This window comes from Lacticaseibacillus saniviri JCM 17471 = DSM 24301 (assembly GCF_001311785.1).
Classification (GTDB): Bacteria; Bacillota; Bacilli; order Lactobacillales; family Lactobacillaceae; genus Lacticaseibacillus; species Lacticaseibacillus saniviri.
On the sequence record NZ_BBBX01000015.1, the window covers coordinates 1 to 15201 of the forward strand.

14 protein-coding genes and 6 pseudogenes are annotated in these 15201 nt (G+C 48.4%); 2 read left to right on the forward strand and 18 right to left on the reverse strand.

Annotated elements, in window-relative coordinates:
- Positions 1–379 precede the first annotated feature (379 nt).
- Positions 380–613: a hypothetical protein gene (locus tag JCM17471_RS08245; RefSeq protein ID WP_054777501.1), complete on the forward strand. Its 234-nt coding sequence runs from the start codon at positions 380–382 to the stop codon at positions 611–613.
- Positions 565–1503 carry a M20/M25/M40 family metallo-hydrolase gene (locus tag JCM17471_RS08250; protein ID WP_156321649.1) on the forward strand — a complete coding sequence of 313 codons (939 nt, stop codon included), beginning with the start codon at positions 565–567 and terminating at the stop codon, positions 1501–1503. The genes JCM17471_RS08245 and JCM17471_RS08250 overlap by 49 nt, the downstream gene beginning before the upstream one ends.
- 47 nt (positions 1504–1550) lie before the next feature.
- On the opposite strand, the gene JCM17471_RS08255 is transcribed toward JCM17471_RS08250, so the two are convergent.
- From JCM17471_RS08255 to JCM17471_RS08335, 18 genes and pseudogenes are all read right to left on the reverse strand, one after another.
- Positions 1551–1847, reverse strand: a complete 297-nt coding sequence (locus tag JCM17471_RS08255; protein WP_054777503.1) for a glycine cleavage system H family protein — start codon at positions 1845–1847, stop codon at positions 1551–1553.
- A gap of 22 nt (positions 1848–1869) precedes the next feature.
- Positions 1870–3000, reverse strand: a pseudogene (locus JCM17471_RS08260) (FtsW/RodA/SpoVE family cell cycle protein).
- Positions 3001–3149: 149 nt separating this feature from the next.
- Entirely contained in the window at positions 3150–3371 is a 222-nt protein-coding gene (locus JCM17471_RS08265) for a DUF2969 domain-containing protein (protein WP_054777504.1), read from the reverse strand.
- A complete protein-coding gene (yidD, locus tag JCM17471_RS13440) occupies positions 3364–3657 on the reverse strand; it encodes a membrane protein insertion efficiency factor YidD (RefSeq protein WP_082395268.1) in 294 nt (97 codons plus the stop codon). The genes JCM17471_RS08265 and yidD overlap by 8 nt, the downstream gene beginning before the upstream one ends.
- Entirely contained in the window at positions 3644–3778 is a 135-nt protein-coding gene (locus JCM17471_RS14085) for a DNA-directed RNA polymerase subunit beta (protein ID WP_225354224.1), read from the reverse strand. Before JCM17471_RS14085 ends, yidD begins: the two co-directional genes overlap by 14 nt.
- A gap of 47 nt (positions 3779–3825) precedes the next feature.
- Positions 3826–4815, reverse strand: coding sequence for a rod shape-determining protein (locus JCM17471_RS08275; RefSeq protein WP_054777506.1), 990 nt, complete (start codon positions 4813–4815; stop codon positions 3826–3828).
- Between the two features lie 108 nt (positions 4816–4923).
- A complete protein-coding gene (locus tag JCM17471_RS08280; protein WP_054777507.1) occupies positions 4924–5160 on the reverse strand; it encodes a DUF1146 family protein in 237 nt (78 codons plus the stop codon).
- Between the two features lie 153 nt (positions 5161–5313).
- Positions 5314–5741, reverse strand: a pseudogene (locus JCM17471_RS08285) (F0F1 ATP synthase subunit epsilon).
- A gap of 14 nt (positions 5742–5755) precedes the next feature.
- Complete coding sequence (atpD, locus tag JCM17471_RS08290; RefSeq protein WP_054777508.1) at positions 5756–7228, reverse strand: F0F1 ATP synthase subunit beta; 1473 nt, start codon at positions 7226–7228, stop codon at positions 5756–5758.
- Between the two features lie 30 nt (positions 7229–7258).
- The gene (locus JCM17471_RS08295; protein WP_054777509.1) at positions 7259–8191 is read right to left on the reverse strand and encodes a F0F1 ATP synthase subunit gamma; all 933 of its coding nucleotides are present in this window, start codon (positions 8189–8191) and stop codon (positions 7259–7261) included.
- An 11-nt stretch (positions 8192–8202) separates the two neighbouring features.
- Positions 8203–9723 carry a F0F1 ATP synthase subunit alpha gene (atpA, locus tag JCM17471_RS08300; protein ID WP_054777510.1) on the reverse strand — a complete coding sequence of 507 codons (1521 nt, stop codon included), beginning with the start codon at positions 9721–9723 and terminating at the stop codon, positions 8203–8205.
- Positions 9724–9740: 17 nt separating this feature from the next.
- Positions 9741–10283, reverse strand: a complete 543-nt coding sequence (atpH, locus tag JCM17471_RS08305) for an ATP synthase F1 subunit delta (RefSeq protein WP_054777511.1) — start codon at positions 10281–10283, stop codon at positions 9741–9743.
- Positions 10270–10761 (reverse strand): F0F1 ATP synthase subunit B, encoded by a 492-nt coding sequence (gene atpF / locus JCM17471_RS08310; RefSeq protein WP_054777512.1) that lies wholly within the window; start codon positions 10759–10761, stop codon positions 10270–10272. The genes atpH and atpF overlap by 14 nt, the downstream gene beginning before the upstream one ends.
- Before the next feature lie 34 nt (positions 10762–10795).
- Positions 10796–11008: a F0F1 ATP synthase subunit C gene (atpE, locus tag JCM17471_RS08315; RefSeq protein ID WP_054777513.1), complete on the reverse strand. Its 213-nt coding sequence runs from the start codon at positions 11006–11008 to the stop codon at positions 10796–10798.
- Between the two features lie 16 nt (positions 11009–11024).
- Positions 11025–11734, reverse strand: a pseudogene (gene atpB, locus JCM17471_RS08320) (F0F1 ATP synthase subunit A).
- A 382-nt stretch (positions 11735–12116) separates the two neighbouring features.
- Positions 12117–12744: pseudogene (gene upp, locus JCM17471_RS08325) on the reverse strand (uracil phosphoribosyltransferase).
- 46 nt (positions 12745–12790) lie between these two features.
- Positions 12791–14022: pseudogene (gene glyA, locus JCM17471_RS08330) on the reverse strand (serine hydroxymethyltransferase).
- A gap of 150 nt (positions 14023–14172) precedes the next feature.
- Positions 14173–15185, reverse strand: a pseudogene (locus JCM17471_RS08335) (L-threonylcarbamoyladenylate synthase).
- Between the last annotated feature and the right edge of the window lie 16 nt (positions 15186–15201).

Consider the following 15201-nt stretch of genomic DNA (forward strand, 5'->3'; position numbering starts at 1 on the left):
TCGCCCCTAACCAAGTTAGAAGCGAGTCATCGCGGTACCATTCTAAGTTCGGTTGTAGGCGCCTAACAACCCTGAATCACAGATCAAACAACCTGTGTGCTTTGATAATGGCAGCCACGCCATCGCAGCCTCACTCAATGAGCTCGGTGCACCGCTAATTATGAGTCATTTTCAATCATCATCACTACCCCGTTCTCACCATTTCGGGTTCTCTGCACAGTCTAGACGACTTACTCTCTCATCGCGTTTGTTTCTTAAGATTGCAATCAATATACCGCGCCACAAAATGATGTCAAGACTAAATTTGAATTGATTTTTAATGAGAAAAGGATTAGCGTATAATCATTATCGAAATCAACTCAGTCAGGAGTGAGTCATCATGGATCCAATCACCCTATTGCAACAGCTCATCCAGGTCAACAGTGTCAACGGCAATGAGCGTGCCGTCGTCCAAATCATTCAATCTTATTTAGCGGATGCCGGCATTGATGCCCATTTTGTCGAAACAGCGCCCGGCCGCGATAATCTCATCGCAGAAATCGGGAGTGGCCACCCACTACTGGCTTGGACCGGCCATGCCGATGTTGTCAGTGCCGAACCCGTAGCCAGTTAGGCACAGCCGCCATTTGCGGGCTTGATTCAAGCCGACACCATTATGGCCGTGGCAGTGTCGATATGAAAGGTGGGCTGGCAGCGATGACAGTGGCTCTTGCGACACTGCACCGGAATCATTTTGCCGGCCACATTCGCTTCATCGTCACTGTCGGCGAGGAATATGGTGCTCCCGGATCGCGGCAACTCACCCAAGCGGGTGTCGTTGATGACATCGATGCCTTAGTTGTCGGTGAACCAACTGACCATCATATCGAATACGCTCACGCTGGCTCGTTCAACTACAAGGTGCACAGCCAAGGCTTAGCCGGCCACAGTTCCCGCCCAGAACTGGCTAAAAATGCGATTGAGCCTCTCGCGGACTTCATCGTGCGTGAGCGACACCTGTTCGATGATGCGCCAACAGATCCTGTGATTGGCGCACTCGTACACAGCGTCACCGTCATCAATGGTGGGGCTCAGGTCAACACAATTCCCGACACCGCGAGTCTCGCCGGCAATGTCCGTCCCACCCCCAGTTTTACCAATCAGATGGTGACTGAGCGGCTGCAGTCCCTGGTCGATTCACTCAACAAGGAACCCGATAGTGAGCTCACTTTTGAGCTAACACACAGCTTCTTCCCCGTATATACCGAGCCCACAGATCCTCTGGTTCAAATCGCGCAACAGGTGGCCGAAAAAGCCTTCGATCAGCGCATCCCGCTGACCATCTCACACGGTGCCACCGACGCGTCGGAATTCACGAAATCTGACAGTCACTTTCCGACCATTATTCTCGGGCCTGGAGACAATCACCTCAGCCATCAGATCAATGAACATCTCCCATTAGCAGATTATCGGGCCGCGATAACCACCTACATCGATTTGGCTCAAGCCTATTTTGCTCACTAAAAAAGTGCGTCACGGCAAATGATTTTGTCGCAACGCACTTTTTTATTTTATTTAGGCTGCTTTACAGTGACAACCCAGTTTTGCTTTTGGCTCATATCATTCAGCAGCTCGGGTTGGTCCGCCAATGCTGCGTGCACTTGCATCACTTGGCCCGTAATCGGGCTATCGAGATCCAAGACTGCTTTTTCGGCTTCAACCGCAAACAGTGGTTCATCCACCGTGACCTGATCACCGATATCCGGCAAATCAACGAATTTGATTTGGCCCAATTCTTCCTGCGCCTCAGTCGTTAAGCCCAGCTTTGTTGTGCCGTCAGCTTGTTCTTCTTGCCAAAAATATGCCATGCTATCCTCTCCCATTCAAAGCTTATTGGAAGCCTTCCTGTTCCTGGCTAAACATGTAGCTGGTGTGGTGATAGCGCATCGATAGCACTAACCCAACCGACAGCATGTTGGCTAACAAGAATGAACCCCCCTGTGAGATGAACGGTAATGGAATCCCGGTCAGTGGTAACAGCCCGATGTTCATCCCAATATTTTCAAAAACGTGGAACACAATCATCATAATCACACCGGTTGTGATGTAGGCGTAAAACTCATTTTGGTGTCAAAAATGACGCGAATCATTTGATAAATCAGTAAGAAATACAACAGAATGAGGCCCGCGGCACCGATGAAACCAAACGCTTCACCGATTGCTGAGAACACCATATCAGATTCCTGAACGGGTACGACCACTTGGAGGTGATTGAAGCCCTTACCCGTGAGCTGGCCGGAGCCAATGGCCTTCATCGACTGCCACAGCTGGAAGCTATCACCGGTTGTATTACCCGAAGGATTCAACCAGGAATCAATCCGGGCGAATTGATAGGCCTTAAAGCCCACTGTCGATAGGAGTTGTCGCCCCCATGACTGGGTCACCAGCAGAATGGCAGAACCACCCACAGCCGCCGCTACGCCCGCGACTGGCGCAATAATCTTCCAGGTAATCCCCGAGACCAGAACAACACCAGAAAAAATAGCCAGAAAGACCAAGGTCGTCCCTAAGTCTTTTTGCAACAGCATCAACGCGACAACCGGCAGTGTCCACAGGAGCATCGTCCCGAGCAAACGCCAATCATTCTTCACCGAATGCTGGTATTCCGTGTTGTGTTGCGTGACGGCGCGACCTAGCATCAAAATATACGCCGGCTTCATCACCTCAGACGGTTGAAACGTGATTGGTCCAAACTTGAACCAACTTTTGGCCCCCCGTCGAGGCCGCCACATTGCGATCATACAGGAACAAAACCGCAATCAGTAGAAATATCCCGATGCCATACAGCACTGGCGCGATTCGCCAAAGCTGTTCCGCGTCAAACTGAATCACAATCGCGATTCCGACGCCCCCAATGATGTACCAGACCGCCTGCATGATCAGCGCCCGCATCGGGGAAGCCGTGCCTGCATGCACAATCGACATGTAGATTGCGGCCATTCCCACCAGTGCCAGCAACATAACTGACAAAATGATTCCATAATCTAACCGACTCGTGGGTTCTTCGGCATTTAATTCCTTAGCCACAGCACTCGTCCCTTCGTTGTTTTCTCTATTACAGCAAAAACCACCTCAGCAATCAAGCTGACGTGGTCGGTTTTAACGCTAACTTAACTGTGGTGCAGATGATATTCTGAAATCAGAAAATTGACCGCATCATCGATATTCTTGAACCGATTAGCCGTTGTATTCCCTGCCAAATAAGCTGCGAACTTGTCGCCTTCAGATTCAATGTAACCAATCTCTTGCTTACCCAAACTGAGGACGGAAACCGTTCGACCATTGCGTGTCACATCATCAAGTGCCACTTTAATTTTCTGTTCCTTAGCCAATATGTTGCTCCTTGTCTTGTTTGTCTGTGGCCCGATTGCGTCTTAACGTGAAGTAATCAGGCACCGGATCATAGCCACCACGAATAAATGGATTGCAGCGCAAAATCCGTGCAATCCCCATCACGCTGCCCTTCAGTGCGCCGTGCTTTTCCAGCGCCCCCAGCATGTAACTCGAACACGTCGGATAGTAACGACAGCTGGGTGGAAACAGTGGTGAAATAAATCGTTGATAGCCACGAACCAGTAATTTGAGTCCTTTTTCATTGCATCTCCTAGTGAAGGAAATCGAAAATGTGCCCCCAGGTGCTAGGCAAAAAGATCTTGAGTGGATTGCCACCACCAACACCGTAACCAACCATCAGGCCAATCAACAGCGCGATGAGCGCAAATAAGAGCCCCCAGCCCACTTTTTTGAGGACTTGCCCTGCGTAATGTGAACTCACAGATAGGCCTCCTAGTATTGCTTGTGGTGTGCGATATTATCGAGCAGTGTGCCTGTCCCAAGTGCCACGGCGTCCAGTGGTGCATCTGCTAAGAGCACAGGGACCTTGAGTTCAGAAGCGAAGAGTTGTGAAATACCCTTCAATAAGGCCCCACCACCGGTCAACATGATTCCGCGATCGATAATGTCAGCGGACAGTTCAGGTGGTGTTTGTTCAAGCACTTCCTTAGCCGCGCCAACAATCGCCAGCATCGTTTCATGCAAGGCTTCTTCGACTTCAGCTGCTGTGACTTCGACTTCGCGAGGTAAACCGGTTGCAATATCACGCCCACGCACTTCGATTGTCTCTTCAGGGTCGGCGTCATACACCGCCCCGATTTCGATCTTAATCTTTTCAGCGGTGTGTTCCCCGATCAGTAACTTATGCTTGTTCTTAACGTAAGCGACGATGGCAGCATCCATGCGATCACCGGCGAGCCGCAAACTCCGACTCGTTACGATTTCACCCATTGATAAGACCGCCACATCAGCAGTCCCACCACCGATATCAATGACCATGTTGCCTTGAGGTTGGAAAATATCCAAACCAGCACCAACAGCAGCCACTTTTGGTTCAAATTCCAAGTAGACCTTCCGGCCACCGGATTTCTCCGCTGCCTGAATAATCGCCTTTTGTTCGATAGAAGTAATATTTGTTGGTGCGCAGATCAAGATATTTGGCTTCGATAAGACGCCTTTGACATCTAATTTGTTGATAAAGTATTCAAGCATGGCTTCTGTGATGTCAAAATCTGCAATCACGCCATCCTTTAATGGTCGAATTGACCGGATATTACCGGGAGTACGACCGACCATGCGATAGGCTTCTGTGCCCACCGCAAGGACTTTGCCGGTCTTTGTATCAATCGCGACAACAGAAGGTTCGTTTAATACGATCCCTTTGCCTTTCACGTTGATGAGGACATTTGCCGTCCCTAAATCAATCCCAATGTCTTTTGCCATGGATGTTCTCTCCTCTAAGATTAACTAATAATGAATTATACTCTGGATTGAACCGTTTTTCTACCTCAGCCTTTTTCCTATCTCTATTTTAATATTTGGATAGTCTAACTACTGCACCAAATAAATCAGGTTGCGAGCCGCCTCAAGAAGGGACAAGAAGAACTCACTCACACCAAAGCCCAGTGCAATGGCGATGAAAAGTAATAAAAAGCGACTCTCATTCACATGATTGGGGCGCAAGAACTGGTCAAACCTGACCGCGCGCAGCATCCGAAATGCCGTCGCGATAAAGAAGAAATGCGACGCAATCGTCAGTAATGCGGTAAATCCAAGATCTCGATACATCATTTCACCTCCGAGTTCATTCGCCCTTCCACTTTACCGTGCCATTGAAAGAATAACAAGTGCCGTATCACAACTCTTGTTTGACACAAAAAAGGCTGTACCAAGACTTGATGTCTTTGGTACAGCCTAATGTGAGATTCACAAGAATCGAAATTACTTCCCAGTCTTAACGTGAATCCGATTGATTGCCCGTTGCAGTGCGACCTGAGCCCGTTGTGCTTCATCAGTGTCGTGTTGTGCTTGTGCTTCTTGCAGGTGTTGTTGTGCACGTTGTCGTGCAGCTTCCGCCCGTGAGAGGTCAATATCACGTTCACGTTCCGCTGAATCCGCTACAATTGAGGCCACGTTATCGGACATTTCCATGAAGCCACCGTTAACAGCAATGAGGTCCTCATGCCCAGGATTATCAATCCGGCGCACATGAACTTCCCCAATTGGAGTGGCGTGACGATTGGTTCATGGTTAGCCATGATCCCAAGGTCACCATCGATAGACCGCACAATGACCATTGTTGCATGGTGATTGTAAACCAGGCCATCAGGGGTCACAATGTTGACGGTCAGGTGAGTTTCTTCAGCCACGGCCGTTCCCCCCTTTAGTTAGCTGCCGCTGCGGGTTGAGCATCGGTGCTTGTGGTAGTTGTCGTTGTTGTTGTGTCAGGAGCAAAGCCCATCTTCTTAGCCTTTTCGACAACTTCTTCGATGCGACCAACCTGACGGAAGGCATCTTCTGGATAGTTATCGTATTGGCCTTCAAGGATTTGCTTGAAGCCCTTGACGGTTTCTTCAACAGGCACATAAGATCCTGGTTGCCCAGTGAATCGTTCAGCGACGTTAAAGTTTTGTGACAAGAAGAATTGAATCCGACGGGCACGAGAAACAGTGACCTTTTCGTCATCAGACAATTCGTCCATCCCTAAGATAGAGATGATATCTTGCAATTCACGGTAACGTTGCAGAACTTGCTGCACTTGAGTGGCCACTTGATAGTGTTCTTCACCCACGATTTCGGGATCAAGCGCACTTGAAGATGATTCCAGTGGATCAACAGCAGGATAAATCCCTTGTTGTGTCAACCGGCGTTCAAGGTTAGTGGTAGCATCCAAGTGAGCGAACGTTGTTGCGGGCGCTGGGTCAGTATAGTCATCGGCAGGCACATAAATGGCCTGAATTGAGGTAACTGAACCCTTCTTGGTTGATGTAATCCGTTCTTGTAATTGACCCATTTCAGTTGCCAAGGTTGGTTGGTAACCAACAGCTGAAGGAATCCGACCCAGAAGGGCAGAAACTTCAGAACCAGCTTGGGTAAACCGGAAAATGTTATCAATAAAGAGCAGCACATCTTGGCCTTCGACGTCACGGAAGTATTCCGCAATGGTCAAACCAGTCAAGGCAACCCGCATCCGGGCACCAGGCGGCTCGTTCATCTGACCAAACACCATGGCCGTGTTTTCGAGCACGCCGCTTTCCTTCATTTCAAAATAAAGGTCGTTCCCTTCACGGGTACGTTCACCAACACCGGTAAACACAGAAATACCACCGTGTTCTTCAGCAATGTTGTGAATTAATTCTTGGATTAAAACGGTTTTACCAACACCGGCACCACCGAACAACCCAACTTTCCCACCACGAAGGTAGGGTTCAAGTAAATCGATAACCTTAATCCCAGTTTCAAGAATTTCAGAACTGGTATTCAAGTCGTCAAAATCTGGTGCATCCTTATGAATGCTATCGCGTCTGTGATCCGCTGCAAAAGCGTCACCGCCATCGATGGTATCCCCTAAGACATTGAAGACCCGACCCAAAGTATCCTTACCCACTGGCACAGAAATTGGTGCCCCAGTGTTTTCAACGGCCATCCCACGTTGGAGTCCGTCGGTACTTTGCATGGAAATCGTCCGCATCACACCGTCACCGAGTTCAACAGCCACTTCGAGAACCAAAGCACTGCCGTCACTCTTCTTCACGGTTAACGCGTTATTAATTTCAGGTAAGTCATTGTCAATTGGAAATGCAACATCGACAACAGGTCCGATCACTTGAACGATTTGCCCATTAGTTGTACTCATGAAATCGTCCTTCCTGTTGTTTGTTCCGCCCTATTCAAGCGCGGCTGCCCCACCGACAATTTCGGTAATTTCAGTTGTAATCGCAGCTTGTCGTGCCCGATTATACTCAGTCGATAATGAGGAGATCAAGTCATTGGCGTTATCTGTCGCACTCTTCATGGCCGTTGTTGAGGCAGCGTGTTCCGCTGTCTTAGCGTCCATGATGGCACCAAAGATTAAGCTCTCAGCGTACTGTGGCAAAATCGCATCCAACACTGATTCGGGATCAGGTTCGGTGAGATATTCGATGTGTTGATCAGAAACTTCCGAAACATCTAAGTCAGTAATCGGCAGCATCTTTTCAGCACGGAACGCTGAAGTCAATGAGTTGACGTGATGGTTATAGCAAACGTATAACTCATCAAACACTTGGCTATTAAACATGGTAACCGCCGTTTGAATGATTTCGCGAACCTCGTTGAAGGTTGGGATATCGCTCACACCACGATACTCATAAGCCAAGTTCATGCCCCGAGCTTTGAAAAAGTCGGCGCCAACCCCACCAATCGCCATCATGACGTATTCGTCTGACGACTTGTGGTCTTGATTAATCATTTGCATCATCGCTTTTAAGATTGTGCTGTTATAGCCACCAACTAATCCACGATCAGAAGTAATCACCAGATAACCGGTTTTCTTCACTGGCCGTTGTTGCAACAGGCTAGACAATTGTAAGCCTAGGCCGTTGGTTGAGGCTGTATCAGAACCATCAGAAGCAATTTGCTTGGCGAGCTCAAGGAGTTGTGGCGACGCAATGTGCGTCACAATCTCGCGAATCTTTGAAGAATAGACTTCATAGTTCTTGGCACGCTTTTCGATCTGAGTCAGCTTAGCCCCAGAGACCATTTGCATGGCTTGGGTAATCTGGCCTGTCTTTTTAGTCGACGCGATCTGGCGTTGAATATCCATCAATGATTCAGCCATGTGGCACCTCCTTAATGACTTGCGCTAGCTGTTGGTTGGAAGCCAGCAACGAAAGCCTTCATTGCAGCATCCAACTGATCAGTATCAGGTAAGTCACCCGTTGTTGCGATTGTGTTTTCAAGATCAGCATGACTGCTGTCAAAGAAATCAAACAATTCGCTTTGGTACCGTGCAATATCATCGACAGGAACCGTGTCTAAGAAGCCGTGTGTCAACGCATAAAGGATTAACACTTGCTTTTCGACAGCCAATGGTTGGTGAAGTGGTTGTTTCAGCACTTCAACCGTCCGGCGACCACGATTCAACTTGGCTTGAGTTGCCGCATCAAGATCGGAACCAAACTGTGTGAAGGCTTCGAGTTCACGGAATGACGCGAGGTCAAGCCGTAATGTCCCAGCAACCTTCTTCATGGCTTTAATCTGGGCATCCCCACCAACACGGGAAACGGAAGACCCAGCATCGATAGCTGGACGTGTCCCTGCATAGAACAGATCACTTTGTAAGAAGATCTGACCATCCGTAATTGAGATAACGTTGGTTGGAATATACGCAGACAAGTCACCAGCCTGTGTTTCAATCACAGGAAGCGCAGTCATTGAGCCTGCACCGAGTTCATCACTCAACTTCGCACTGCGTTCAAGTAAACGACTGTGCGTGTAGAAGATGTCCCCAGGGTAGGCTTCACGACCAGGCGGACGACGGAGCAGCAAGGATATTTCACGATATGACGTTGCTTGCTTACTAAGATCATCAAAGATAATCAGCACGTGTTTGCCGTTGTACATGAATTCTTCACCCATGGCACTACCAGCATAAGGTGCAATGTAGAGCATTGGCGCTGGTTCACTAGGGCCAGCTGTCAGAACAATGGTATAGTCCATTGCGCCATATTTACGCAAGGTTTCTACTTGTGTCCGTACAGTTGATTCCTTTTGACCAACAGCAACGTAGATACAAATCATGTTTTGACCCTTTTGGTTGATAATCGTATCAACCGCGATTGAGGTCTTACCAGTCTTACGGTCACCGATGATTAATTCACGTTGACCACGACCGATTGGCACTAAGGCATCGATCGCTTTTAACCCAGTTTGCAATGGTTCCGTAACGGATTGCCGTTGCATAACGCCAGGTGCTGGAGATTCAATTGGGCGGGTCTTATCTGTTTTGATTTCGCCTAAGCCATCAACTGGTTGTCCTAAAGCATTGACAACCCGTCCGATCATGCCTTCGCCAACAGGCACTTCCATGATCCGGCCAGTACGCTTAACTTGGTCCCCTTCACGAATGTCGTTGAAGTTACCAAGAATGATAATCCCGACGTCATTAGTTTCAAGGTTTTGGGCCATCCCGTATGAACCGTTGCTGAATTGAAGTAATTCGTTGGCCATGGCGTTTTCAAGGCCTTGTGCCCGTGCAATACCGTCACCAACGTAGGTCACAGTACCAACTTCATCAACAGCTAGATCATCATGATAGCCTTCAAGTTGTTGCTTAATCAGAGCACTAATTTCCTCTGTTTTGATACTCAAATCCGGTTCACCTCTCTTTACTTGGTTAACAGGGCACGCACTTTGGCTAAACGTGTTGCAACCGTTCCGTCGATGATGCGGTGATTACTGATCACCTTCACCCCGCCGAGAACGCTTGGGTCCACTTGCTGTGTGAGTACCGCTGTTTTCACCCCAAACTTCGCAGCAATTGCTTGGCTGAGACTTGCAGCTTGATCCGCTGTCAGTTCAACGGCCGTCACAACTGTTGCTGAGACTACACCTTGTGCCGCAGCGACACGTGCTGCAAAATCAGCACTCACTGCAGGTAACGCCTCGATTCGCCCGTAGTCAAAGAGCATTTGAATCAAGTTTTGAACCAGTGGACTTGCACCGGTCATTAAGGTTTGGATCATTTGTTGCTTCGCTTCAACGCTCAAATTAGCTGCCGAAAGCGCTGAAATCAATGTCGGATTAGCTTGCAACACATCGTCGATTGCATTCAGTTCGCTTTGAACTGTATCTGTAATCGATTGAGCTTCGGCCACTTCAAAGAGGGCCCGCCCATAACGTGGTGCGACAATCGCATTAGTTAGTGCCATTGGTATCACCTAACCCTTTAATGTAATCATCAATGAGTTGTTGTTGATCACTGGCACTGAGTTCCTTGCCGATAATCTTAGTCGCGATGGCTAATGATAATTCTGCAACGACATTCTTAGCATCTGCCAAAGCATCCTGCTTAGCCTGATCAATATCAGTCTGCGCATTTTGCTTCAACGTGCTCACTTCAGTTTGTGCCTGAGTCAGCAATGCTTGGCGTTGTTTCTCACCATTTTCTTTCGCACTATTCACGATCTTTAATGCATCGGCTTGGGAGTTTTTCAGCTCGTCTTGGCGTTGTGCTGCCAAATCAGCGGCTTCCTTACGGGCATTATCAGCATAATCCAAATCGTTGGTAATCTTATCTTGGCGATCGGTCATCATTTTTGATACTGGCTTGAAGGCAACTTTACCAACAGCGAACATCAGAACGGCGAACGTCACAATCAAGAATAGCATATCACCTAATTCGGCCATGACTTGTCACTCCCTCCTCTTGAATTATTTGAAATTACTTGTTCATCAAGATGAAGGAAACAACGATGGAAAGAATTGGAACAGCTTCGATCAAACCAACACCGATAAACATGGTAGAACGTAATTGACCAGAGAGTTCTGGTTGACGTGACATACCTTCAAGTGTCTTAGAGATAACGTGACCATTACCATATGAAGCGGCAAGCGCGGCGAGACCGGCTGCGATAGATGCTGCGATGTATTGCATATTTTTCTTCCTCCTATTATTCAGCTAATACCTTATGTGAGGTATAGACCATACCAAGTGTGACAAAGACGTACGCTTGGATACTACCAATGAATACTGAGAATCCTTGCCAGACCATTTCTAGCAAGAACCCTGCGCCAAATGATACGATACCGCCTGAGAAGGCAAACTGCTGAATCAGCAGTAAGAGCACTTCACCGGCAAAATGTTCCCGTATAGCCGCATCGCCAACGTAATGAAGTTTGTAAACTCTTCAAGAATGTTAATCGGTGCTAAAAACGCTAACGGCGAAACGTATCCCTTCAAATACCCCTTGAAGCCCTTAAACGCGACCCCAAAGTAGTGCGACAGCAGCAGAACCATCATCGCTAACGACATCGTGATGACAGGACTAGATGTTGGTGACCGGAACCAGGTTTTTCCACCCATGTCAACTTGGAGGAATAACCCGATCTGGTTATTGATAAAGATAAATAGGAACAAGACAAATGCCAGGAGCTGGAATCGGTTGCCCTCTTCCCCCGGCATTGCGCCTTTGACGATCCCATTTGTAAAATCAATAATCCACTCCAGTACGTTCTGCTTCATTTTAGGTCGCAGACTCGGCTTTCTCGATAACCAGAAAACTAAGATAAAAATCAAAATGGCAGTCACTAATATCGGAATATCATTAGCGAGATTGAACCGGAGACCGAAAAGATTCAGATAGGGATAACTTTCGTTCACAGAATTCACCTCCTTACTATCATCGAAGAAGGGTCGCGATATGTATCACCCTAAGGCGGTATGTCGTTCGTGACCCCCGGGCGATGTTGAAATCGCGGATTGTCGGGAAACTCCTACAAAACACAATCATTACTCTAACACCATTTACTGAAAAAGACAAAGGAATTCATAACTTTATTCGTCGTCTTGAATGTTGTGATTTTTCATGTGTCAAATTCCGTTTTCAGCAATTGAAAAAGAGACACGCGAAGACATTGAGGTGTCTTGCTGTCTCTGTTTTCAATATAAGCAATCACAGGATCTTGAGGCAATGAAAATGACCTGTAAAAATGGTCCAAACCATTTCACAATTTGCCCCACCTCCGTGTGAGCTTATTCAGGTTTACTTGGTACCGAATAACCGGTCGCCAGCGTCCCCTAACCCAGGAACGATATAGCCATTTTCATTCAAGCGTTCATCAAGGGCAGCTGAGTAGATGTCAACATCAGGGTGAGCTTCTTGAACAGCCTTAACCCCTTCTGGTGCGGCAACGAGCACAACTAAGCGCATTGATTGTGCGCCACGCTTCTTCAATGCATCGATTGCCATGATGGCAGAACCACCGGTAGCAAGCATTGGATCCACGATGAACAGGTCACGTTGATCGATATCAGTTGGCATCTTCACGAAGTATTCGTGTGGCATCAGTGTCTTTTCGTCACGATACATCCCGATGTGACCGACCTTAGCCGCAGGAATCAATTCTAAGACCCCATCGACCATCCCAAGGCCTGCCCGCAAAATAGGCACAACAGCCAGCTTCTTGCCGGCCAATTGCTTTTGAATTGACTTGCCCATTGGTGTTTCCACTTCAACGTCTTCAAGTGGTAAATCACGCGTGATTTCGTAGACCATCAATTCGGCGATTTCGTTGGCAACTTCCCGGAATTCTTTTGTTCCGACTTTTGTCGCGGATCAATGTTAATTTGTGTTGGATCAGTGGGTGGTTCAAAACCGTAAACTTGCCCATATGTAAAAGCCCCCTTGTGTCGTTAGCAACAGTAGATAAATCTTATCTATTTTAAGGGATGCTTAGCCGTCATGGCAAGTACTTCCTGCTTAATCTCATCAAGTTTTCCTTGATTATCACGATTTTGGATAGTCGCACTGATTAATTCCGCGACCCGCTTGCTCTCTGCAGCGTCAAAACCACGTGTGGTGATTGCCGCTGTCCCGACACGAATCCCACTTGTTTTGAATGGGCCGTTGCTTCGCCAGGGATTTGGTTCTTGTTCGTGGTAATCATCACGGTATCGAGCAGATCCTGAACGTCGCGTCCATTCAGACCATAGGCGGTGACATCGAGTAAGGCCAGGTGATTGTCAGAGCCGCCAGCAATCAGGCGCAACTTATCGTCTTCCTTAAAGCCTTCCACCATGGCTTGCATGTTGATCACCACTTGTTTGGCGTAATCCGCAAAGTCAGGTTTCAGTGCTTCACCGAGTGCAACCGCCTTAGCGGCAATCACGTGATCGAGTGGCCCCCCCTGAATACCAGGGAACAAGGCGGAGTTGATTGCCTTGCCATATTGTTCTTTGGCCAGAATCATCCCGCCACGGGGGCCGCGCAGTGTTTTATGCGTCGTTGTCGTGACCACGTCCGCATATGGAACGGGGTTCATGTGCATGCCACCGGCAACCAGTCCAGCGATATGTGCCATATCTACCATTAAAAAGGCACCTACGCCATCAGCAATCTCGCGGAACTTCTTGAAGTCGATTAAGCGACTGTATGCAGAAGCGCCCGCAACAATCATCCGTGGCTTCACACTTTGGGCGATTTCTTCAATCTTGGCGTAATCCAGCACTTCACTGTCAGGATCAACCCCATAATGGTAGAAATGATAGGTTTGGCCGGAGAAATTGACGGTGCTCCCATGGGTCAAGTGACCACCATCTGTCAGGTCCATGGCTAAGACCACATCACCATCTTCGAGAAAAGCGCGATAGGTCGCCATGTTGGCTTGTGAGCCCGAATGTGGTTGCACATTGGCAAATTCGGCACCAAATAATTGTTTGGCCCGATCAATCGCGAGATTTTCAACCACATCGATGAATTCATTACCACCGTAGTACCGATGGCCCGGATAACCTTCGGAGTATTTGTTGGTCAAAACGGAACCTTGAGCAGCACGAACAGCGGGACTCACAATATTTTCTGACGCAATCAATTCAATATTGTGTTGTTGACGTTCCTCTTCGTTTGCAATCGCTTGAAACAGTTCTGGATCAGTGTTCAAAAAATCCATGGACAATCCCCTCCTTGTGTACACCCATTATAGCAAAGGCGACAGGACGTGACTACTAAACGACGCCCAATTGACGAACTTTTTCATCAAAAATCCCGCCATTAGACACAAAAACCGGATATTATTCTAAAAATAATATCCGGCGTCGTTTTATTCGGTGGCTGTAAAATATTGGCCACCTGCTGATTTGTTGATACGATTCATATAAGCGGAACCCAACCCCGTTGTTTCGAAGCCTTCCGCTAGGACCATTTTGACATCAGGATGGTTATCGAAATACCGCAGACCGGCGAACAGATTATGCGCGGCGCTGGTCACATCCTGCCCCAACGAGAACTGTGGCATTGTTGCGGGCAAAGTTGCCAATACGTGATCGGTCGCGAGCACACCAAACACGTCATCCTGCTGTTCAGCCCATGCGATAGCCGCATCGAAGTCGGCCTCTGTCCGGACAATCACAACCTGTGCATTCGGCGCATAGTGCTTATACTTCATGCCAGGCGCTTTTGGTGTCTCTTTGGCACCGACTTTGTGCACCTCGGTCGCCACCTCACCGATGACGGGATACAGCATTGCGGCATCAATGGCACCGGGGCGCAAAACTGCAGGCGGCGTCACCGTCATATCGATCACGGTTGATTCAACCCCAACCTTGGTCGGTCCATCATCCACCACCGCCGCAATTTTGCCGTCCAAATCGTGCAGGACATGGGTCGCGGTCGTCGGGCTCGGTTTGCCCGAGGTATTGGCGGAAGGACCAACCATGGGCACACCGGCGCGGCGAATCAGTTCCCGGGTGGTGTCATTGGCTGGTAGTCGAAATGCGGCCGTATTCAAGCCCCCAGTCACCTCTTTAGCCAAGGCATGGGGTTTGATCGGCAGAATAATCGTCAATGGCCCCGGCCAAAATTCAGTCATCAACCGGTGTGCATCAGCACTCACGTCGCATACGTCATCACCATCTCAGGGTCAGCAACGTGGACAATCAATGGATTATCAGATGGCCGCCCTTTGGCTTGATACACCTGCTTCACCGCGGCCACATTGGTCGCATCCGCACCCAAGCCATACACCGTTTCTGTTGGAAAAGCCACTAGTTGCCCATCTTTCAACAACTGTGCCGCTTCATCGAGTTCATCAGGAGTTAATCGTTTTGTTGCCATGATTTGCCTTCTTTCT